The organism is Ahniella affigens (assembly GCF_003015185.1).
Classification (GTDB): domain Bacteria; phylum Pseudomonadota; class Gammaproteobacteria; order Xanthomonadales; family Ahniellaceae; genus Ahniella; species Ahniella affigens.
The window spans coordinates 1,402,485-1,424,579 of the sequence record NZ_CP027860.1; the positions used below are offsets into that span (position 1 = coordinate 1,402,485).

Genomic DNA, 22,095 nt, shown 5'->3' on the forward strand with positions numbered 1-22,095 from the left:
TCACGAACCTACCGTGCAACCGGCAGAACACGAGTGGCATCAGTGGTCCGCGGGATGTGTTCTACAAGTCGAAAACGCCCGCTGGCGCGATTGAGTTTTCGTCGAAGCCGCCGGTGGGACGAACGTACGTGGCCGTTGAAGTCGGCGGCTGCCCGGCCTGCCGACTGGATTCAACGATCAACTGGACCGCGACGCGCCTGAATCTGACCGACTACGCCGCGACGATCGCGGCGGCGGCCATTGAGCACGGCGTGGATCAGGCGCTCGTTCGAGCGATCATCCACGCTGAGTCGGCGTTCAATCCCGATGCGCTGTCCCGCAAAGGCGCGCAGGGATTGATGCAGTTGATGCCCGGAACGGCTGGCCAATACGGCGTCACCGATGCATTTGACCCGGATCAGAACATCAAAGCCGGCGTGCAGCATCTGGCCGCCTTGCTGAAGCGCTACGGCGGCGATACGTCATTGGTCGCCGCCGCGTACAACGCTGGCGAGGGCGCGGTCGCGAAGTACAACAACACGGTGCCGCCGTATGCCGAGACCAAGGTCTACGTTGAACGCGTCGGCATTCTGCAAAAGCGCTATGCCGAGGCCGCCGATCCGGCTGCCGCCGTGGCGACCCCGGTGGTTGCGGCTGGCGCACCGGGCTGATCCCAACGACTCAATACCAGTCGCTTGGCGTCTCTGCGCGAGTGCCGGGCTTGCCGCTGCCCGGGTCAGGCCAAGTGCCGATTCAAGGGGTCGTGACCGGCAAATAGATCGAACAACGCCGGCCAGACACGACACGCCAGCGCAGTCTGATCGAGCGCACGCCGAAGGTGTTTAAGGTTCGCCGCGCCGAGTTCGCGCTCCTGCCGCAGATTCGCGACGCGCATCGATTCAACGAATTCGACGAACGGCCTGGGCGCGTCCGGAACCTGTTGTAGCGTTTGAGCGAGCAGCGCTGCGGCATTTGCGCGCTCTTCGTTCCACCACCGGCAAGCGAGACGGTCCAGCACTGAGTCCGGTTCGGCGGCCCAGCCCTTGAGCGTTGTTGCCAAGGCCTGTAGACGGTCCGCCGCATCGGCACCGTGGCTGCCGGCATCCTGCTGCAGACGCTGTGCGATCCAGTGATTCGGCCCGAATCCGATGGGTTGCTGCGAGGCCTGCAGGCGGTCGCGATGGTCCGTCTGATAGTGGCCGATCATGGTCGGCACATAGGCAAAACACGTGTCCGGATGAATCAGCGTCAATAGGCTGGCAAAGAGCGTGTCTTCGGCGACGCCGCAGGCGTTGGTTGGTGGAACCAATTGTCGGGCGTCGATCAACCAAGGCAGGCTGACCGCCGCAGGGGCCAGCCGAATGCGGTCGAGTCCGTAATGAATGGGGTCGGCCTGCAGCCGTTCGAGCCGGAAAGGCGGGCGCAGCAGGCTGGCGAGTGTGCGTTGTCCGGGGCCGCAGAGATTCAGCGAGCTGGCGACGCCGAAGCTTCCGTAGGTCCCTTGGATCACTGCCCGCACCCGCCGATCCGCCTGCAACCAACTGAATTCGCTAAGGTTCTGGCCGGCATTCGCGTCCGCTTCAAAGGCGCGGGTGGCCACCAGGTGGCCCAGATTTTGGCCAATCAGGCCCCGGGCTTCGGCATACGGATCGCCCTGGACGGGCGTCAACGTGTCGTCGTCGCCCGGATCGGGAAATGCCGCGCGATACGCTAGGCTGTTCTGCAGCTCCAGTTCTTGGCCGGCGCTTGCAAAGCGTTTCAGCGGCAGTTGGAAGTCGTCATCCAGAACAGACAAGGTCTGGCCGGCGCCAAGCAGGATCGCCCAGTTGAACGCTCTTCCGGGCACGGGTGCTGGGGCCCGTTCTGGCGACAGCAGCTCGTCCAGAACGGCGCGTTCGGCTTCCGAGAGCTGAAGCATTGCAAGCGCGCGGGCTCGCCAGGCTTCACGCTCGGCAACGCCCAACACGCGGATCGACTGGCGTCGATCCGATGCGTACGTCGCGGTCAACGCCCGGGTGCTGCCTTCGGACGCAGGGTCGCCGCTGTCGTCGACCACATACATGGGTCCAGTGAGATGTTCGAGGGTTTCCGCCGACAGGCTCTCCAGCAGCGCCTTCAACGTGGCGGGCCGCCTACAGGTTCGGATCACGAGGCTGGGTGCTGGTGCAGACTCGGAGGCCTGACTCGGGCCCGGGACGTAGCGCTTCAGCGGTTTCAGCAATTGGCGCTCGATCAGGCGATCCATAATGGGGCTCAGTTGTTGCACCGACGCCCGGATTTGCTGGGCCAGCCGATTGAGATGCTCGTCGCGCCTGGCGAATGTTGGGCACTGGCCGAGCACAAACGCCTCGTCCGGGCTGACGGGAACGCCCGCTGATGCATCGGTCGCAAACCAGAGCCACTGCTGCGGATGCACGGGTACCGCATGACCATGCGCGGCCAGCAGGGCGTCGGCTGCGGCCAGGACAGGGGGTTGCCCGAACGACAAGTCCCCACCCCCGAAACTGACCGACCAGTTGCCAAATCCAGACTGCTGCATGCGTTTATCCTTGCACCATCCCCCGAACGGGTAGTCGTGAATCATGCCATCGATTCCCCAGTCGACGAAGCGTCACGGTCGGCGATTGCGGACCCCGCCGTGCTTCTTTGGCGGTCCAATCCTGGTATCTGGCGGAAAGCCCAACGTGCCGTCCACAAATCAACGACTTGCCGTATCAGCACAGCGATCGGGGCGCAACCATCCGTGGATGGGGCAAATGCGAGGTCCCGCTGTCGAATTCCTAACACTTCGCCCGGCACCATGCCGCGATCCGCCCGGATTTCCGCCCAGCATTGCGGCTCAGGAAACCGGCGGGCTACACTCCCGACGTTATCCATCCGAGGTCCGCATGTCGCGAAAAATGCTCGTTGTTGCCCTGTCGGCGCTTACTGGCTTGGCACTTTCCAGTTTTGCCCCTGCTGCTGATTACCAGCCAGTCGAAGAGCGGATGAGTGCCCGCGACTTCCGCGCCTCGGGCCTGGACAAGCTGAGCGCTGAGGAATTGGACAATCTGAATCGCTGGCTCAATGGCGAAGAGATCCGCATCGTGGGTTCGGCGCCTGCGGGTGCTGCGGAAACGGCTGGCGAGCGCACCGGTCCGGGCTTTGAAAGAGGCATGTTTGACGACCAGGGCAGCGACACTGAAGTCGTCAGCTACATCGATGGCCGGTTCGACGGCTGGCAGGGCAAGAACGAGTTCCGCTTGCAGAACGGCCAGGTCTGGCGCCAGATCGAGCGCACCAAATTTGTAGTCGGCGACCCGATCACCAACCCGAAGGTCACCATCACGCGCGGGTTCACGGGCGTGTGGCGTTTGCAGGTGGACGGCTACAACACCGCCGTCAAAGTCGAGCGTGTGCAATGACGCGGCGTCTGCTCGCCAGCGCGTTGCTGCTGGCCGGCCTTGGCACGGCCCAAGCGGCTGACGTGATTTGTGGCGCCGTGGTGGACCCGGATCGCGGTTTGCTGAGCGGGCCGTTTCAGATTCGGCATGAGGCGGGCAAGTTTGTTGCGATCGACAAAATCAGCAAGGTCGAAGTTGGGCCCGAGACCACTGATCTTCGGAACGCAGTCTGCTTGCCAGGATTCATCGACCTGCATGTGCACCTTTCTGGCGAGCAGAACAAGGACAGCTACTCCGAAGGCTTTCGCTTGAATCCGGCGGATTTTGCGATTCGTGCCTCCGTCTATGCGAATCGCACCGTGCGTGCCGGTTTCACGACCGTGCGCGATCTCGGGGCTGCGGACGGCGTCGCGATTTCGCTACGGAATGCGATCAATCAAGGCTGGGTCGTCGGCCCACGTATTTTCGCGGCGGGTAAATCGATCGCGAGTACCGGCGGACATGCCGATCCGCGCAACGGAATCAATCAGAATCTCCTGAAGTCGCTCGGGTATCCAGAGCCTGAAGACGGCGTGGCCGACAGCCCCGATGAAGGGCGCAAGGCTGTGCGTTCGCGCTACAAAGAAGGCGCGGACGTGATCAAAATCACTGCTACCGGCGGGGTGCTGTCCTACGCGAAGAGTGCCGACAATCCGCAGTTCACGGTGGAAGAAGTCAAGGCGATCGTCGAGACTGCCCGTGATTACGGAATGCATGTGGCTGCCCACGCACACGGCAACGAAGGTGCCCGCCGTGCGATTGTCGGCGGCGTCCGGACCATCGAGCACGGCAGCTATTTGAACGAAGACACGATGCGGTTGATGAAGCAGAAAGGCACTGTGCTGGTACCGACTCTGCTCGCTGGCACGTATGCCTCGGAGAAGGCCAAGATCGACGGCTGGTTCCCAGAAATCATTCGCCCGAAGGCGCTCGAGGTCGGCACGCGCATCAAGCAAACATTTGCGCGCGCGTATCAGCTCGGTGTGCCCTTTGCGTTCGGCACTGACTCGGGCGTGTCGGCGCATGGCGACAATGCGCGTGAGTTTGAGTTGCTGGTGGAAGCCGGGGTCAAGCCCATTGAGGCGATCCAGGCTGCGACCACCAGCGCTGCCAAAGTGCTCGATCAACAGGACTCATTGGGTCGGATTGCGCCGGGCTACTTTGCCGACATGGTGGTGGTCAGCACCGATCCGCTTGCCGACATCAGCGTCCTGAAGCACCCGACGCATGTGCTGAAGGCGGGCGCCTGGGTGCGTTCGGAGCCCTGATTGGCAGCGATCGCTTCCTCCAGCCAACGCGTCGACCTTGCGAATCTGTTGCTGATTCGCTATGTCGGCGCGGATGCGCCGCTCGAATTTCTGCGTTTCGATAAGGACGGCCGCTCGGCCGCATCTCGACGCGTCTACGAATTGCCGTTCGATGCTGTGCTCGGTGCGAGCAGCATCGATGTGCTGGTCCCCTCCGAACTGGTGCATTCGGGCACTTTGGAGATCGCCGCCAAGAGCCGTTCGCAGGCAGAAAAAGCCGCGCCGTTTGCGATGGAAGACCAGTTGGCGAGCAATGTCGACGACATGCATGTGGCGCTCGTGGAGCAGGGCGGGCCGGCGCGTTGGCCCGTGCTTGCGATGGCGCGCACCGCACTGTCGGAAATTCTGGAAGACCTGAAGCTTCGCGGGATCACGCCGAATCGGATGGTGCCCGATGCGGAGTGCCTGCCTGAGGCCGACGCACCTTGCTTATTCAACTTAGGTAGCCGAAGCCTGGTCCGGCTCGCGCGCGACCGTACCTTTGCGTGCGATAGCGGCCAGTTGCCGAATCTCCTCGAATCCGCCGGCGCCAGGCTCAGTGAGTTCAATCGCATTGATTGGGAGCCGGGCAAATTTGCGCTCGATATTCTGGCGCGCCATTACGCGCGCAGCCGGCGCAGCAATCTGCTGACGGGCAGTTACCGCAGCAGTGGCAAACAAGAACGCGCGCAGCGGCGCTGGTGGCGTTGGCTCGGAATAGCCGCAGCGGCCTGGATCGCGCTGGCCATGGTGCATATGGGGCTTGATGTGTTGCGGGGCCAGACACGCTTGAGTGCGCTCCGCGAGGGCATGATCAACGCGTACCGCTCGGCCGTGCCGGGCGCGCAGAATGTGCCGAATCCGGTCGCGCAAATGCAGTCGGCATTGCGTGTGGCTGAAGGCAGTTCGTCAACCGATGGCGGTATCGGCCTGCTCGCGATGGTTGCCCCGTACTTGTCCCAACGACCACAGATCAGCTTGAAATCGGTCGCATATCAAAACGGCGCGCTTGAACTGCTGGTGATCGCCCCCGATATCGGCGAACTGGACGGGCTACGCGAAGGCCTCGCCACCAACAGTGCCGGGCGCAAAGTCGAATTGGTCAGCGCAAACAATCTCGATGCCGGCATCGAGGGCCGACTGCGCATTGGAGGCGGGCCATGAGCTTCTGGCAGAACTTGTCTGAGCGGGATCGAAAAGTGCTCGGATTTGGTGGCATTGCGGTTGGCATCATGTTGTTCTGGGCGTTCGCCTGGCAGCCTCTGGTTGACGCCCGAAAAGACTTGGCCACGCAGGTAGCGGCTGCCGAGAACGACTATTCCTGGATGCTTGGCGCGGCCGAACGTCTGAAGCAACTGGCACCAACAGGCACTGCCAATACGTTTGACCGGGCTGGCAAGTCCATGTTGGCACTGGCTGATCAAGCCGCGAAGGACGCTACATTGGCCAATGCGATTCAGCGGATGGAGCCGGCGTCCAACGCACGCGTCAACGTGTGGCTCGAACGCGCGGATTTTGATCAGGTTGCCGTTTGGCTGGAGCAGATGGAACTGCGCTTTGGCATTCGCGTGGAGAGTTTCCAGTTCGATCGCAATGCGCAGACCGGGCTCGTCGACGGTCGCCTGACCTTGATCGACTCGGTGCAGTAAGCGTTGCGCCTAGCCGCCGACGCGGCCGATCAGGTCACGCAGGTGTTTCAAGTGCCGATCGAGCGCCAGCCGGCCAGTTTCGGTCAATCCATACCACGTGATGGGTTTGCGCTCGGCAAAATCACGGCGCAATTGCACGTAGCCGGCGTCCTCCAGTTTTCTCAGTTGCGCACCGAGATTGCCGTCGGTCATGTCCAACCATTGTTTGAAGCGCGCAAAACTGACTTCGCCATGCTCGGCGAGCAGGACGCACGCAGCGAGACGGGCGCGATGTTCGAACAGCGGATCGAGGCCGCTGACGTCGCCCAGGGGCTTTGGCTTTTCCATGCCGCTGTTCAAGCTCTGGGTTCGCGGGCGGCGAAGATACCGGCAGCAACCAACGCGATGGCCACCACGATGCCCGTCATGGTCCACTGCCAAGGCATGGGCCAGAACAGCATCCATATCGAACCGGCGAGCATCGCAAATCCCGGCCAGCGCATCGGCGCGTTCAAATGGATTCCGGCCAGCGCATAACTCAAGCCGGTGACCGCGAGCAGCACGACTGCGCCTTGCTGGGCCGGCAGTTTGCCGAGTGCCATCGCGCCGGTGATCAGCCCCATCGTGATACTGCAGAGCAGCCAGTGCCAGCCTTGCCGGCGGCTCAGTTGCTCATCGCGAACGCCACGCTCCGTGTCGTTGCGAGAGCCAAGCCACACGCTGAGCAAGCCACCGCCTAGGCCCGCAATCGTCCAGAACCAGAGGGACCATTGAGGGCGGAAATCGCCGAGTGAAAAGCCAATGCCAACGATGCCTGCCCACAGCCAATAGATGGCCGCGGCGCCGCGATTGTCGCGGCTCCGGGCCACCGCTGCCCGGACAAATTCGAGGTCGTCCTGCAATCGATCAGGCTCGTTCATGGTCATGACTCGTCAGCGGCGTGGTGCCGGCGGAAGACGTCATTGTGCCGGACAGCTGCGGTGCTCGGCCACTCACGTCAGGAACTTGCTGCATCGACAGTCTCGCCACGGTTGGCGCGTGGCCGCGGCCGATAGCGCTGCAGGCCTGGCTCCTGGCGACGCAGGATCAAAGCACCGACTCCGGCGACGAGAAAGCTCGCCAAGCCGACCAAGGCCCAGAACCACGGGCGCGGCGTGTAGCCGTTCGCGACCAGGATCGGCATGCCAATGCGGGTGGCCGATTCAGCGACCAGCGCGGCGATCAGACCGATGTAGGACCAACTCATGAACTTCAAGTGCTGATCAAAACGAATCCCCTCGGGCCGACCGCGCAGCACCGGCATCATGCCAAAAGCCAGCGAGGACAAGCTCAAGATGGCAAAGCCATGGAGCATGTTGAATGTTCCGGACAGCCCGAAAATGCACAACGCGGAGACATTGGTGGCCAGCATGGTTGCCGCGTAACCGTAGCCAACCCGACGATGCCAGCGCGTGGCTTTGCGAGAGCGAAACACGATCGCACCCAGGATGACCGCGGCAAGGGCGGCGATGAGGTGCAGGGCGCCTAAAGGGCTATGAATCACAAGAATGCTCCAATCAGGCCAGTGCGCGCTTCATCTGACGCTGACGCCGGGCTAGTGCGATCAGCGTGACGAGGTAGATGCAGACGATAATGGCTGGCAAGACCGTGAATCGGTGTTCGGGCCAGAGGTACCAGGCCACGACGAGCAGCAACGTGCGCACGATGCCGTGGAAGTAACCGACCCAGTGTTGAATGATCCACGAGAACGGCAGCCACATCAGACCCGCCAGAATGCCAATGCTGAGGGGCAGAGACGTCGGGTCCTGGCGGAAGAACGGCACCGCAATCGCGAACACCAGCCAGGCACTGCCGACTGAGGCCATGAACAACCCATCGAATACGTTTTTCGGCCGGTGCTTACCAAGCAAGTCTTCGCCGGTGATCTTGGCAATCAGGATGCCGAGTCCAAAGATGCTGCCGGTCAGGATGAACACGAGATAGACCTTGCCGAACATGCCAAACAGCGGGCTCAAGAGGCCGATCAGGCCCCAGGCCAGGGTGCCTGCCAACGGCATGGCGTAGAACGGGCGGTCGCAGAATTCGGCGCGTTGTTGATCGAGGGAGTGGTGTTGCTGGTTCATCGTATCGCATCCGGTGGGTTGGTGCAGAGCACTCTAAAAGGCAGAGTTCTCTGTGTCAAGATCGAAACGCACCTGATTCCGCGCGGGTGGTCCAGACGACCGCGCATCGCTCGCACTTGGGGGCACTTCCTGCTTCAATCTCTGGTCTTTGCTGCCTGGTTCGGGCGGCTTGGTGCGCGGCGCAAATGCCGGGCATCACTCCCGCAACCAGACCCGCTCAACACATGTATCGCCTGGTGTCCTGAATGAAGAAGATATTGCTAGCACTGCTGTTTGGCCTGCTCGCCCTGCTCGTGGTGGGCGGATTGGCGTGGTGGAGCCTGCCGGCAGAAACCGCGTGGGCACGGGTGGCCAAGCAAGTACCCGCGTTGCGCCTGCAAGGATTGACCGGGCGTGTTTGGGAGGGTCAGGCGCAAGGCGTCAGTGTCAAAGCCCTGCCGATGGGTAGCGCGACCTGGCGTTTTTCGCCTTGGCAGGCGCTGTCCGGGGTCGGATCTGGCGAATTGTCGCTACGCGGTGGCCCGATCGAGCTCAACACAAATGTTCGTGCTGAAGGCCACAACGTGACGCTGCGCGCCTTGAAGGCGACAGTGCCGGGAACCATGCTGGAGCCCGCGCTCGACATTCCGTCCCTCAAACTTCAGGGGCGGATCGACATCGTGGGCGACGAGATTCAAATCGTCGACGGGATTCTAAAGTCGGCAACTGGTGTGCTGACTTGGAACGATCTCGGCGTGTCTGGCTTGGCCGAAGCGCGGATCGGCAACGTGCGCGTGGACTTTGCGCCCGAGGGCAATGACATTGTCGGTACGATTCGCGATACCGGCGGGCCACTTGCGATTGCTGGCACGGTGCGGGTGCAGGGTCAGACCTTTCATGCCGAGGTCAATCTGGATGCCCGCGAGGATTCGGTGCGCGAGGCGTTGTTATACGTCGGCGAGCGGAAGCCGAATGGCGGTTCCTTGCTGCGGGTCGATGGCGTGATTGAGAAACTCTACTGATGACTACGATGGGACTGGACGGCGCCTGGCTCGATCAGGCAATCGAAATCGCCCAACTCGCTGCCGATGCGGCCGAAGAAGTGGTGCGGAAGTACTACCGTGCTGACCTGGCAGTCGAGATCAAGGCGGACGCGTCGCCGGTCACAATGGCCGATCGCGAAGCCGAATCGGCCATCGTGTCGGTGTTGAAGGCAGCTTTTCCGGATCACGCCTTTTATGGCGAGGAACATGGCCATAGCGGCAACTCGGACTTTCTGTGGTTGATCGACCCGATTGATGGCACCAAAGCATTTGTCCGCGAGTACCCGTTGTTCTCGACGCAGATCGCACTGATGTATCGCGGTGAACTCGTGCTTGGCGTTTCCAGCGCCGGCCAATTTGGCCAGCGGGCGCATGCGCGCTTGGGTGGCGGGGCGTTTTTGAACGACGAGCCCGTTCGCGTGGTCGAGCGTGAGCGCTTGCCGGATGCACAGTTGTCGATTGGCAACGTCAAGACCCTGACGCGCGACGCTGCGGCCTGGGCGCGAGTCGGTCACCTGATCAACGCCGTCAACCGGACTCGCGGCTATGGTGATTTCTTGCATTACCACTGGTTGGCTGCCGGCAAAGTCGACGTGGTCATCGAGTCTGATGTGAACATCCTCGACATCGCGGCGTTGGCGGTGATTGCTCGTGAGGCCGGCGCTGTGTTCACCGAGTTGGACGGCGGTCCGCTGACATTGGATACACGCACGGTGCTCGCGGCCACCCCAAAACTGCACGCAGCGGTGCTCGATTGGTTCGCCGTGTTAAATGGCTAGCCCTGCTAGGGAGGGTCTGAATAAGTCCATCCTGGACTTTCAGACCCGCACCGAGTCCGGCACATGTCCGGACTCGCTGCTCCAGAATCAAGCACTTGCGCGCTTGATTCTGGGCAGGCCATCCATGGCCTGCGTCGCCTCTGAACTTGTTCAGAGGCTCCCTAGCAGAGCGCGACGCGTTTTAGGTTTTCGGTAGTTTCTTTGGGCGCTGCCAGCCTGGCAGTGAGACTTGTCGGGCGCGCGATACGGTGAGTTGGTCGGCGGGTGCGTCCTTGCTGACCACTGAGCCGGCGCCAATTGTCGCCATCTGGCCGATCGTGACGGGCGCGACCAACGCCGAGTTCGAGCCAATGAACGCGCCGTCCTCGATGACGGTCTGAAACTTGTTGACGCCATCGTAGTTGCACGTAATGGTGCCCGCGCCCACGTTCACTTTGGCGCCAATGCGGGCATCGCCGAGATACGTCAGATGATTCGCCTTGCTGCCGACGCCAAGGTGCGCGTTCTTGGTTTCGACGAAGTTGCCCACGTGGACCCCCTCAGCCAGCACGGTGCCCGGGCGTAGACGCGCGAAGGGGCCGATCTGTGCCGCGCCCTGAATGTCGGCACCATCGAGATCACAATGGGCACGAATCTCGGTGCCGGCGGCAATACGGCAGTCGCGAATGCGCGTGTAGGGACCGACGCGAACCCCATCGCCCAAGTGCACCGTACCCTCGATGATGACGTCGACATCGATTTCGACATCCTGGCCAACGGTCAGCGTGCCACGGAGATCAAATCGATTCGGGTCGGCAAACCGCACCCCTTCGGTGCACAACGCACGTGCCGCGCGGCGTTGCCAGCGGCGCTCCAGATCAGCCAATTGCCAAGGATCATTGGCGCCGAGCGCTTCTTCTTCAGCGCCGATCAGTACCGCTGCCGCCGGGGTGTTGGCGGCCGCAGCTTTGGCAAAGACGTCCGTCAAATAATATTCGCCCTGGGCGTTTTGATTGCCGAGCGTGGCCAGCCACTGACGGAGTGCACCGGCGTCGGCGGCGATCATGCCGGTGTTGATTTCGCGAATCTGCCGTTCAGCCGGGCTCGCATCTTTTTCTTCGACGATGGCACGCACGCGGTCCGCCGCGTCGCGCACGATGCGGCCGTAGCCCTTGGGCTCAGCGAAACTCGCCGTCAATACGGCCAACGGCGTTTCTGCACCCAACGTTGCCAGCAGTGCGCTCAGTGACGTGGTTTGAATCAAAGGCACATCGCCATACAACACCAGCACGTGCGCTAAGTCGGGGACTTCGGGCATCGCCATCATCATGGCATGCCCGGTGCCGAGCTGTTTGGACTGCTCGATAAAACCAACATCCGAAGCGCCAGACAACGAGGCCATTACCTGATCGCCGCCGTGGCCGCGAACGACATGGATTCGCTCTGGAGCGAGCGCGCGCGCGGCATCGATTACATGATGCAGCATGGGTTTGCCAGCAATGGGCGCCAGCACCTTGGGGAGACGCGAGCGCATGCGCTTGCCTTCACCAGCAGCCAGAATGATCACATGAAGAGGACGCGCACGCATGACTGACACCTGTTTCAAATGCTTGTTTCGACCATCATATGCAAAAGTGCATGGGCACAGAAGCACGATTGGGGGCATTCCCCTGACTTCCGACTGATCCCGGCCGCGCCGCGCCGGGCTATCGTGCCAGACTGACTGACAGGGCGATTGGCCCCGGTGCTTGGAATGGCCGCGCACATCGTCGATTTGAATCGTGGTACGCATTCGAGAGAAGACGTGATGAGACTTTGCTTGGTGTTGGGAGTGCTGTGGATGGCGAGTGCGGCGGCGAATGAGCCAAAGACGACTTTGATCAGCGATCAGGAAGTGGATTCGAACGTGGCATCTGACCCAAACCTCTGGTTGGAAGACGTGACCGGCGACCGAGCGTTGGATTGGGTCAGGGCGCAGAACGCGACCACCGTCAAGGCACTCGCAGAATCGGATTCATTCAAGAAGACCGAGGCCAGAATCCGCGCGATCTTGGACTCCGACGCACGGATTCCTGATGTCGGAAAGATGGGCCCGCACTATTACAATTTCTGGCGCGATGCGAGCCATCCGCGCGGCATCTGGCGCCGTACGAGTCTTGCCGAGTACCGCAAACCGCAGCCCAAGTGGGACGTGTTGCTCGATCTCGATGCGCTCGGCAAGGCTGAGCAGGTCAATTGGGTCTGGTCGGGGTTCGATTGCCTGGCGCCCGCTTACGAGCGTTGCTTGTTGCTGCTGTCAAAAGGCGGCGCTGACGCGACCGTGGTGCGGGAGTTCGATCTGACGACCCGGCGCTTCGTCAAGGATGGTTTTGACCTGCCGGAAGCGAAAACCAGCATTGGTTGGCGAGATCTGGACAGCGTCTATGTGGGCACTGATTTTGGGCCTGGGTCGATGACCAGTTCGGGCTACCCGCGCGTGACCAAGCTTTGGAAGCGCGGCACATCCATCAAAGATGCTAAGACCATTTTCGAAGGCGACGCCGACGATGTGTGGGTGTATGCCGGTCGCGATCATCGCAAGGGCTATGAACGCGACGTCGTGCTGCGCGGGATGACGTTTTTCACCAACCAGGCGTTTTCATTGAAGGACGGTGAGCTGTCCAAAATCGACAAGCCGGACAGTGCCGACGCGTCGACCTGGCGCGACTGGCTATTGTTGTCGCTCCGCGATGACTGGAAAGTCGGCGCCAAAACGTGGCCGAAAGGCGCTCTGCTGGCCGCAAAATTCGACGATTTCATGGCCGGCAAGCGCGACCTGCACCTGCTCTACGAGCCGGGTCCGCGGAAGTCGTTGGCGGGCTTCAGTGGTACGAAGCACCACATCCTGGTCAACGAACTCGACATGGTCCGCAACAAAGTCTATGTGCTGACGCCCAAGGACGGGACGTGGCAGCGACAGCCCCTCGTCGGTGCGCCAGACCTCGGTACCGTCGGTGTTGGAGCGGTCGATCCGGATGACAGCGACGCTTACTTCATGACCGTCACGGATTATCTGACACCGACCAGTCTGTATCTCGGTGAGGTTGGTGCCGACAAACCCGAGCTCCTGAAATCGTTGCCGGCGTTTTTCAACGCGGGTGACTTCGCGGTCAAACAGCATTTGGCAAAGAGCGACGATGGCACCGAAGTGCCTTACTTTGTGGTGTATCGGAACGGCCTCAAGTTGGACGGCAGTCATCCGACGCTGTTGTATGGCTACGGTGGGTTCGAAGTGTCGGAAGTACCGAGTTATCGCGCTGGTGTCGGCACCGCGTGGCTGGAGCGCGGTGGGGTTTATGCGGTCGCGAATATTCGCGGCGGCGGTGAATTCGGGCCGAGTTGGCATCAGGCCGCGCTGAAAGAACACCGGCACAAGGCTTACGAAGACATGGCTGCGGTGGCCAAGGATCTCGCGACTCGCGGCTACACCAGCGCCAAGCAACTCGGTGTGGTCGGTGGCAGCAATGGCGGCCTCTTGACTGGCAACATGTTGTCGACCTACCCGGACTTGTTCGGCGCCGTAGTCATTCAGGTGCCGCTGCTCGACATGCTGCGGTATCACAAATTGTTGGCCGGTGCGTCTTGGATGGGTGAGTATGGTGACCCGGACAACCCGGAGGAGGCCGTGTTTCTGCGCCGCTATTCGCCGTATCACCAGCTTCAGGCCGACAAGCATTATCCGCCCGTGTTGCTGACGACCTCGACGCGCGATGACCGGGTGCACCCCGGCCATGCCCGCAAGATGATGGCGAAATTGATGGCGCAGGGGCACACCGCCTACTACTACGAAAACACCGAAGGTGGTCACGGCGGGGGCGCCGACAACCAACAGTTGGCATTCATGTCGACGCTCGCCTACGAGTTCCTCTGGCAAACGCTCGCCAAGCCCTGATCAAAGTGGGGACGACAGGCGTCAGCGCAGGTCCGAGGCCTGCTGCCCCGGACTTGGTCCGGGGCGCGGTTCAGGTTCGCGCCCGCCTTGCCTTGGGGGCGCGTGGGAGTCCAGCCGCCCCTTTGGTGCGCTTATTCGCGCATCAAACTGTCAGCGGCGATGCGCGATTTTCACGACGGCACCGTGTGGCAAGTAGCCCTCTCCCCAGCCCTCTCCCACTCGCGTGGGAGAGGGAGAAGTGCTCCCTCCCCCGCGATCGCGGCAGACCCGCAATGAGTCCGGCACGTGTCCGGACTCATTGCTCCAGAATCAAGCACTTGCGTGCTCGATTCTGGGCGGGCCATCCATGGCCAGTATTTGCCGGTCTGAACAAGTCCATCCTGGACTTTCAGACCCGCAATGAGTCCGGCACGTGTCCGGACTCATGGCTCCAGAATCAAGCACTTGCGTGCTCGATTCTGGGCGGGCCATCCATGGCCAGTATTTGCTGGTCTGAATTAGTCCATCCTGGACTTTCAGACCCGCACTGAGTCCGGCACATGTCCGGACTCAGTGCTCCAGAATCAACCACTTGCGTGTTTGATTCTGGGCCGGCCATCCATGGCCAGTATTTGCCGGTCTGAATAAGTCCATCCTGGACTTTCAGACCCGCAATGAGTCCGGCACGTGTCCGGACTCATTGCTCCAGAATCAAGCACTTGCGTGCTCGATTCTGGGCCGGCCATCCATGGCCGGCTTCGCCTCTGAAGGCGTTCAGAGGCGCCCTTGGCGATCTGCCGCAGACGCTGCTAACGTGTCGCGGTTTGATTGCAGGGTGATTTCATGTTCCGGACTCCGCTTGTTGCAGTAATCCTGGCGACCTTGTTGGGCGCCTGCGCGTCGACGCCACAAAAAGCCCACAACAGCCGTACGGCACAATCGGAAACGTTGGCTGAGATACTGGCAGCCGAAGCCGAGCTTAAGTCTGAGATTGCGCGCTGGGAGCGCGGTGAAGCCACCGATACGCAAAGCGTGCATGCCGCCGGCGAGCACTATCGCGCGATGATTGCCCGATGTGCCATCGAGACCAACTGTGATCATCAGGTCGCCATGCGCTCGCAAGCCGAAACCCTGGCCTTGCTGCAGCAGGCGCTGTTGGGGTCCGATGATGAAAACCGGGCCGAGGAGGAACTGGCAGGCGAAACCTCCGACGTTGCGAGCCCGAGTAGCGACCTGCCCGAGTTGCAACGAAGCGTGGCCATGCTCAAAGGCCAGCGCCTTGACCAAGTAATCCAGCTCAATCCAGCGGTCAAGGCCGGCATCGAGGAATGGCTGACGTGGATGCGCCCGAATCTGCTCGACGCGTACGAGAATTACCAGTACCTGCGCTACCTGATGTGGCCCAAGTATGAAGAAGCCGGACTACCCGAAGCGTTGCTGTTTGGCATTGTGGCCAAGGAGTCGGGCGGCAAGGTGCATGCCGTGTCGTCGGCCGGTGCGGCGGGACTACTGCAGTTCATGCCGGCAACTGCGTCGCGCTACGGCCTTGGTCGCGCGGGGTTTGACGAGCGATTTGATGCGGCGAAGGTCACTGCCGCCAATGTTCGCTACATCAACGATCAACTGGCGCTTCTGAACAACGACCTCGAACTGACGCTTGGTGCCTACAACGGTGGTGAGGGCCGCATGGGTCGGCTGTCGCCGCGCGGTACCCGCAGTTTTTGGGATGCGCGGGTGTACGGCAATTTGCCGCCCGAGACGCGCGACTATGTGCCGATGGTGCTCGCAGCCGCCTGGCTGTTCATGCATCCAGAGGAGTTCGGGTTGGAATTCCCGCGCTTTGATGCGTCGCCCGCGTCCATCACGTTGGTGCGTACGGCGTCGATCAATGAACTCGCGGTCTGCATGGGCCAATTTGGCAACCCGCGGGGCTGGTTTCGGACGATTCGCAATCTGAATCCCCGTTACGAAGCCGAGCGCCGGTTGGCAATCGGCACCGAACTCCAGGTACCAGCTGCCGCCGCCAAGGCCTATGCCGCGCGCTGCCAGAGTGGGGTACTCGCCCAGACCGCGGAGGATTTGCATCAGGCTGTGAAGCCCGCGGCGTCGACTTATCGACTCGCCAGCCGTGCCAGCGCGCCAACATCGAGTGGGTCCGGGCGCACGCACGTCGTGCGGCGCGGCGAGACCCTGCATGCCATCGCCATGCGTTACGGCTGCGCGGTCAATACCGTGGCCAACGCCAATGGCGTGCGGGCGCCGCGGTACTTGATTCTGCCGGGCCAGCGATTACGCGTCCCAAGCTGTCGCGCGTCGTAATCGCGGTGGCCTGATTCGCCGCGTGTCAGCTGGCCCCAACCGGTCTGATCGGCATCGCGCATCGGCGTGAAACAGGGACCCGTTCGGACCAGTCCGGACGAGATCCCTGGGCGGCGGCGCAACATGCTTTGCGTCGAGCATGACTCAGCGCCAACCCCGACTCAACGCAGTTTCAGATTCGGAAACTGCTCGGCGAGTGCCAGGTACGCCTGACGCTGCGCATCGGTCTCAGCGGCTGGCGCTTGAATGTCGATCTGCGCGAAATGATCACCGGGTTGTTCGACCCCAAAGCCTTTGCCCTTGAGTCGGAGTTTTTGCCCTGCTCGCGCGCCGGCGCCAATCTTCAGCGACAGGGTGCCGTGCAAGGTTTGCACTGGGACTTCGGCTCCGAGCGCCGCTTCCCAAGGCGCGAGCATCAGTTTGCTCTGGGTGTTGCGGCCGTCGAGCGTGTAGTAGGGGTGCGGTTCCAGACCAATGACCAGAATGAGATCGCCGGCTCCGTTCGGGCCGACCTCACCTTGGCCTGACAGGCGGATCTGCTGACCTTCCGGTACGCCCGCCGGAATCTTGACCTCCAGCGTCTTCTGCTCGCCACCACGCATGAAACTGATCCGTTGCTTGCCCCCTTGATGGGCTGCTTCGAGGCTCAGATTGAGCCGCATTTCCAAATCGCGTCCTTTGCGTGGCGCGGACCGACGGCCGCCGCCGCGAGCCCCACCAAACAGTTGTTCGAAGAAGTCCGAAAAGCCGCCCGAGCCCATATCCGATGGGTCAAAATCATAGCCGCCGCCGCCAAACCCACCTGCCGGAACGTCGTCGCCCGTCCGGTACCCTTGCCGCTTCAATTGATCGTAGGCCTGACGCTTTTCCGGATCACGCAACGCTTCGTAGGCCTCATTGACGGTCTTGAAGCGCTCCTCGGCATCGGTTTCCTTGCTGACGTCCGGGTGATATTTCCGAGCCAGTTTGCGGTATGCCGATTTGATCTCATCGGCGCTGGCGCTCTCCTTCACGCCTAGCACCTCGTAATAATCTTTGAATTTCATGCTGTCTCCTCCGTTCCAGGGCAACAGATCGCTTGCCGCAATGCGCCCATCGCGCGACCCGCCTTGTTGGCGGTGACCGCGCGAGAACGTCTGTCGCCATCATGCAAGAAGCCCGCAGTGCGGGCTTCTTGGCATTCCTGCAATCGCCGGGCGGATGCGGGTACGGGTGCCCGCACCGCCAAGCCGAAGCGCAATCTTGGCACGATCAGGCTCGAATCTCGATTCGCCGAGGCGTGGTTTCGGCGCGCTTTGGGATCACGACCTCGAGGACACCGTGCTTGCCGCTCGCCGAGATGCCATCCGGATCCGCCGAGTCAGGCAGGGCAAACCGGCGATGAAACACGCCGTGCATGCGCTCCACACGGGTGAACTTCGCGTCTTCGGTCTTGTTCTCGACCTTGCGTTCACCCTTGATGCTGAGTACGCCTTTCTCCATATGGATCTCGATGTCCTTCGGTTCGACACCCGGGATATCGCAATGGATGACAAACTGCTTGGCCTGCTCGACGATATCGACGCGTGGTGTCCACTGCGCGGTGACTACGTTCGATTGCTCGTCGTCGCCATGATCGAAGATCTTGTCGAAGAACTGCTTCATCTCTTCCGGAAAGTGACGGTTCAGGGTGATCGGGTTGTAGCGGGTAATGGTCATGTCGGGCTCCAATGTGGTTGGCAGTGATTACTGCCTTGAGCCCGATCTGTGGCCATCGTTTGCAAGTTCAAGGGGGTATTTTCAGCGCGCCTCTTGTTTCGTTCATCAAGGCTTGGCAACAATCGGCTGATGCGCTTCCTGACACCGATTCTCGTTTTCATTGCCCTTGGCGTTGGCGTCCCGGTTCGGGCCCCTGCTGCCGATTGGCAGGCAATCGTCAGCCCCAAGGACCAAATCTACCCAAGCCTCATTCTGGCCACCGCCGATCTGCCCGCGCCGCGGCGGGTGTCGTCGCGCGTCCTCGGTGATGGCAATGGCCTGATCGGTGTCCGCTTGCTGGCCGAACATGATCAGCAACGCGCTCGGGTCAGCATCCAGCTCAACGGGTTGCTGCCGGAATCGTCCATTGATGTGGTCCTGCCCGAAGCGGGCAAGCGCTACTCCGTGTTTCCCGTGCTCGCCTGGCAGTTCGATGCGTTGCGTCGGCAGAACCGCGGAACGCCCGAAACGTTAAGCCTGAGCCTGCAACTGGACGATGGCCCAGTACAGCGGAAGAGCCAGCGCGTGCGAATCCGTTCGGTCAATGAGGCCCCGTACTTCATCGCCGATGCACGGGCGCCGACCGACCTGACCTGGACATTCGCAGCTTACGTAGACGAGGATCATCCACTCGTCGCCGCCATCGTTTCCGATGCGCTCGCGCAAGGCACGGTGAAACGATTCGATGGTTACCAGTCGCGCAACGCCGAACTGGTGATGAAGCAGGTGTTCGCGATTTGGCGGCTGCTGCAATCGCGCGGTATGCGCTACAGCTCGTTGACGCGGACTGGTAGTGCCGAAACCGACGTGTATTCCCAGCACGTGCGCTTCATCGACGAGAGCTTCAAGAGTCGCGAAGCGAATTGTGTCGATGGCTCCGTGCTGTTTGCCTCGGTGCTCCGCAAGATCGATTTGAACCCGTCGCTCGTGTTGCTCCCAGGCCACATGCTGTTGGCGTTCGAGCTGTCGCCTGGCGGCGACTACGCGTTCCTGGAAACGACCCTCATCGATCAGGCTAAAGCCAACAAGCAGGGCGTCATCAGTCAGACGGAATCGTTCAGCAGCTTCCGAAAGGCTGTGGAACGCGGCCAGGCAGTGTTCGACAAGCACGCAATGTCGTTCCACGACCCGAAGAAGCCAGAGTTTCAGTTGATTGACTTGAATGCGGCCCGCCGGCGCGGGGTCAGCGCGATTGGCGTGCGGGCAGAAGACCGCTAACGCGCCTCTGAGAACGTTCAAACGGACCGTCCAGGATGGACTGGTTCAGGCCAGCGCTAACGGTTGTCCTGTTCGCGAGGGCCTCGGCGGACGCACGACTGGCGCGCGTGTTGCGGCTTTGCATTGCGGCAAGACAAGGTCGTGTCGTCACGGCTAAGATATCCGACTGAATGAAGGATTCGTGATGACCAATCAACCTCATACCCCTCGCTCCCGGTTCCTGGCTCATGCCGCTGCTGGTTTGCTGACCTTGGTGGCGACCGGAGCCTTTAGTGCTGAGGATGCGGGCGCTGAGGAAGCGGGTGCTGAGGAAGCGGGCACCACGGCGGTGTTTCGGGTGTATGACTCGGGCCCTGCGGTGCGCGCACTGCTGGGCCGGGAATTTGCCCATGTGAAGGTTGATGCCAAGCACGGTGATTTGATCGTCGAAGCGAACGCAGCCCAGCGCGCAATATTGGAGCAGGCGGGGCTGAAGCCGCGCATGGATATGGAACTGAGTGCCCGTGTGGGCCTCGCCGACCTGGCCTTGAGCAAGTCGATCCCCGGTTTTGCGTGCTATCGGACCGTCTCCGAGACCAATGCGCTGATCACCAACTTGGTGGCCGCAAATCCAAACCTTGCCACCGTGATCGACATCGGCGATAGCTGGCGGAAATCGACCCCGACCGCGCAAGAGCCCGGGTTTGATTTGCGCGTGCTGAAGCTGACGAACAGCGCCATCGCCGGCCCCAAGCCGCGGATGTTTGTCATGAGCGGCTTGCATGCGCGCGAGTACACGCCAGTCGAGGTCAACGCGACCTTTGCCGAGTGGTTGCTGAACAACTATCAGACCGACGCGACCGCGCGTTGGCTGCTCGACTACAACGAATTCCATCTGCTGCTGCAGGCCAATCCCGATGGCCGCATCATTGCGGAGTCGGGGCAGTCGCAGCGAAAGAACCGCCGCGATCATGGCGGTTGCTCTGGCGTTCTTGATGGTGTCGATCTGAACCGCAATTTCCAGATCGACTGGACGGGTTCCGGTTCCAGCACGTCGCTCTGCAATGAAACGTATCGCGGTACGGCGGTGCTGTCGGAGCCGGAATCCACGGCCGTCAACAGCTACATCGCCTCGATTTTCCCGGACACGCGGCCCGGTGCACTGAGTGACTACACGCAGGCCGCTGCGGCCGATACCCAGGGGTTGTATCTGGATGTGCACAGCTACTCGGAGGTCGTGCTCTGGCCCTGGGGTTTTCCAGGTTCGACGACAGCACCCAACAACGCGCCGTTGCGGACGCTTGGGCGGCGGTTCGCGTTTTTCAACAGTTATTCGCCAGAGCAGTCGAATACTATTCCGGCGAGCGGCGCGTCCGATGACAATGCCTATGGCAGCCTGGGTGTGCCTGCCTACACGTTTGAGTTGGGCGACGACTTCTTTCAGGATTGCGCCACGTTCACCGGTTCGATTCAGCCCGGCAATCTGGCGGCGTTCCAATATGGCGCGCGTATTCTGAGCAAGCCATACCAGATGCCTTCGGGTCCGGATGCGCTGAACGTGCGTGTGCAAGGTCCGTCGATCGTGTTTCCAGGTGAATCGGTGATGGTGCTCGCCACGATTGATGACACGCGCTTCAATCAATCAAATGGTACCGAGACGACGCAGAACATCAGCAGCGCGCGGGTGTATGTGGATCAACTGCCTTGGGCTGCCGGCGCCATCGGTCAGACGATGTTGGCGGCAGATGGCAGCTTCAATCAAACCAGTGAAGGCGTCTCATTGAACTTGCCCTCGACGGGCCTTAGCTTGGGCCAGCATCTGTTGCTGGTACAGGGCACCGATGCCAGCACGATCGCCGGTCCGCCCGGCGCAGCCTTTCTGACGATTTCGGACCCGGCCAGTGTCGGACAACTGCAGGGCACGGTCACATCGTTCGTATCGGGAACGCCGCTTGAGGCCACCCTCACATTGGGGGCGGAAGCCGTCGTGAGCGGTGTCAACGGCGGCTATACGCATCGCAAAACGCCTGGCGTTTACAGCCTATTGGTCAGCAAGCCGGGCTATCTCGATGAGGCAGCAACCGGCATCAGCCTGACCGCCGGGCAGATCACTACTCGCGACATCGCGATGTATCCAACGTGCGCGGCATTTGCCGACGATGCCGAAACGGTACAGCCCGCGTGGACAGCCTCCGGGACGTGGGCCCGAGCCAGTCAAACGGGTCCGACCGGTGCCGCCACGATGGTGTGGTCCGACAGTCCGGCCGGCAATTACGGCGACAATGCCAACATGAGTCTGACCAGCGGCGTACTCAGCTATGCGGGTCTCGACGGTGTGCGACTCGCTTTCGATCATCGCTGCAACACCGAAGCCACATTCGATTTCGGACGGGTCGAGGTGTCGACCAATGGCGGCACCAACTGGACGCAAGTGTTTCAATGTGATGGCGCGAACGGCTGGCGGCATGAGCAGATCGAGCTGCCTACGATCGCGAATCAGGCAAACGTCCGGTTTCGCTTTCGGTTCACGAGCGACACCGGGCAGGTGGCCGATGGATGGCAGCTGGACAACATCCGAATTGAGTCGGCAGGTCCGGCTTGTCGCGCGACGCAGCTGGCGACGAACTTGTTCGCAAACGATTTCGAATAGTTCACACGAGGCGGTCGGCGCGATCGGCTGGCTGCCCGGCGCCTGCTAGACTGTCGCCAACTGC

At 61.6% G+C, this 22,095-nt stretch carries 18 protein-coding genes and 1 pseudogene; 11 read left to right on the top strand and 8 right to left on the bottom strand.

The genetic code is table 11. The annotated features are described in order from the left end of the window. Nucleotides 1-149: 149 nt before the first annotated feature. A pseudogene (locus C7S18_RS25190) lies at nt 150-650 on the top strand (lytic transglycosylase domain-containing protein); the annotation flags it as partial. A gap of 65 nt (nt 651-715) precedes the next feature. Here C7S18_RS25190 and C7S18_RS05265 read toward each other — a convergent pair. Continuing rightward, entirely contained in the window at nt 716-2,518 is a 1,803-nt protein-coding gene (locus C7S18_RS05265) for a hypothetical protein (RefSeq protein WP_106890575.1), read from the bottom strand. A gap of 349 nt (nt 2,519-2,867) precedes the next feature. On the opposite strand from C7S18_RS05265, the gene C7S18_RS05270 reads away from it, so the two are divergent. Genes C7S18_RS05270 through gspM form a run of 4 tightly spaced genes read left to right on the top strand, consistent with a single transcriptional unit; the run spans nt 2,868 to nt 6,336 of the window. Further along, nucleotides 2,868-3,383, top strand: coding sequence for a hypothetical protein (locus tag C7S18_RS05270; protein WP_106890576.1), 516 nt, complete (start codon nt 2,868-2,870; stop codon nt 3,381-3,383). After that, a complete protein-coding gene (locus tag C7S18_RS05275) occupies nt 3,380-4,669 on the top strand; it encodes a metal-dependent hydrolase family protein (protein WP_106890577.1) in 1,290 nt (429 codons plus the stop codon). The genes C7S18_RS05270 and C7S18_RS05275 overlap by 4 nt, the downstream gene beginning before the upstream one ends. Then, nucleotides 4,670-5,851, top strand: a complete 1,182-nt coding sequence (gene gspL / locus C7S18_RS05280; protein ID WP_106890578.1) for a type II secretion system protein GspL — start codon at nt 4,670-4,672, stop codon at nt 5,849-5,851. It begins immediately after the preceding gene. Continuing rightward, complete coding sequence (gene gspM / locus C7S18_RS05285) at nt 5,848-6,336, top strand: type II secretion system protein GspM (RefSeq protein ID WP_106890579.1); 489 nt, start codon at nt 5,848-5,850, stop codon at nt 6,334-6,336. Before gspL ends, gspM begins: the two co-directional genes overlap by 4 nt. A gap of 9 nt (nt 6,337-6,345) precedes the next feature. Here gspM and C7S18_RS05290 read toward each other — a convergent pair whose 3' ends face one another. From C7S18_RS05290 to C7S18_RS05305, 4 genes are all read right to left on the bottom strand, one after another. Beyond that, the gene (locus C7S18_RS05290; protein ID WP_170113127.1) at nt 6,346-6,663 is read right to left on the bottom strand and encodes a transcriptional regulator; all 318 of its coding nucleotides are present in this window, start codon (nt 6,661-6,663) and stop codon (nt 6,346-6,348) included. An 8-nt stretch (nt 6,664-6,671) separates the two neighbouring features. After that, entirely contained in the window at nt 6,672-7,235 is a 564-nt protein-coding gene (locus C7S18_RS05295) for a hypothetical protein (RefSeq protein ID WP_146151772.1), read from the bottom strand. 77 nt (nt 7,236-7,312) lie between these two features. Continuing rightward, a complete protein-coding gene (locus C7S18_RS05300) occupies nt 7,313-7,858 on the bottom strand; it encodes a DUF2306 domain-containing protein (RefSeq protein WP_170113128.1) in 546 nt (181 codons plus the stop codon). 13 nt (nt 7,859-7,871) lie between these two features. After that, nucleotides 7,872-8,438, bottom strand: coding sequence for a DUF7010 family protein (locus tag C7S18_RS05305; RefSeq protein WP_106890583.1), 567 nt, complete (start codon nt 8,436-8,438; stop codon nt 7,872-7,874). Nucleotides 8,439-8,683: 245 nt separating this feature from the next. Between C7S18_RS05305 and C7S18_RS05310 the strand changes: the two genes are divergently transcribed. Together C7S18_RS05310 and C7S18_RS05315 are read left to right on the top strand one after the other, a co-directional pair. Beyond that, the gene (locus C7S18_RS05310) at nt 8,684-9,439 is read left to right on the top strand and encodes a type II secretion system protein N (RefSeq protein ID WP_106890584.1); all 756 of its coding nucleotides are present in this window, start codon (nt 8,684-8,686) and stop codon (nt 9,437-9,439) included. Then, nucleotides 9,439-10,239: an inositol monophosphatase family protein gene (locus C7S18_RS05315; RefSeq protein WP_240623982.1), complete on the top strand. Its 801-nt coding sequence runs from the start codon at nt 9,439-9,441 to the stop codon at nt 10,237-10,239. The genes C7S18_RS05310 and C7S18_RS05315 overlap by 1 nt, the downstream gene beginning before the upstream one ends. 181 nt (nt 10,240-10,420) lie before the next feature. Here the strand turns inward: C7S18_RS05315 and glmU are convergent, their stop codons facing one another. Continuing rightward, nucleotides 10,421-11,806, bottom strand: a complete 1,386-nt coding sequence (gene glmU, locus C7S18_RS05320; RefSeq protein ID WP_106890585.1) for a bifunctional UDP-N-acetylglucosamine diphosphorylase/glucosamine-1-phosphate N-acetyltransferase GlmU — start codon at nt 11,804-11,806, stop codon at nt 10,421-10,423. A 219-nt stretch (nt 11,807-12,025) separates the two neighbouring features. Here glmU and C7S18_RS05325 point away from each other — a divergent pair, with 219 nt between their 5' ends. Both C7S18_RS05325 and C7S18_RS05330 read left to right on the top strand, forming a co-directional pair. Next, the gene (locus C7S18_RS05325) at nt 12,026-14,149 is read left to right on the top strand and encodes a prolyl oligopeptidase family serine peptidase (RefSeq protein ID WP_425481115.1); all 2,124 of its coding nucleotides are present in this window, start codon (nt 12,026-12,028) and stop codon (nt 14,147-14,149) included. An 822-nt stretch (nt 14,150-14,971) separates the two neighbouring features. Continuing rightward, on the top strand, nt 14,972-16,447 hold the full coding sequence (locus C7S18_RS05330) for a transglycosylase SLT domain-containing protein (RefSeq protein ID WP_106890586.1): 1,476 nt from the start codon (nt 14,972-14,974) through the stop codon (nt 16,445-16,447). A 161-nt stretch (nt 16,448-16,608) separates the two neighbouring features. Here C7S18_RS05330 and C7S18_RS05335 read toward each other — a convergent pair whose 3' ends face one another. Next, nucleotides 16,609-17,493 carry a DnaJ C-terminal domain-containing protein gene (locus C7S18_RS05335; RefSeq protein WP_106890587.1) on the bottom strand — a complete coding sequence of 295 codons (885 nt, stop codon included), beginning with the start codon at nt 17,491-17,493 and terminating at the stop codon, nt 16,609-16,611. 205 nt (nt 17,494-17,698) lie between these two features. Next, nucleotides 17,699-18,145, bottom strand: a complete 447-nt coding sequence (locus C7S18_RS05340) for an Hsp20/alpha crystallin family protein (protein WP_106890588.1) — start codon at nt 18,143-18,145, stop codon at nt 17,699-17,701. 129 nt (nt 18,146-18,274) lie between these two features. Between C7S18_RS05340 and C7S18_RS05345 the strand changes: the two genes are divergently transcribed. Beyond that, nucleotides 18,275-19,402: a hypothetical protein gene (locus tag C7S18_RS05345; protein ID WP_106890589.1), complete on the top strand. Its 1,128-nt coding sequence runs from the start codon at nt 18,275-18,277 to the stop codon at nt 19,400-19,402. 184 nt (nt 19,403-19,586) lie between these two features. Then, entirely contained in the window at nt 19,587-22,031 is a 2,445-nt protein-coding gene (locus C7S18_RS05350; protein ID WP_106890590.1) for a M14 family zinc carboxypeptidase, read from the top strand. Nucleotides 22,032-22,095 lie beyond the last annotated feature (64 nt).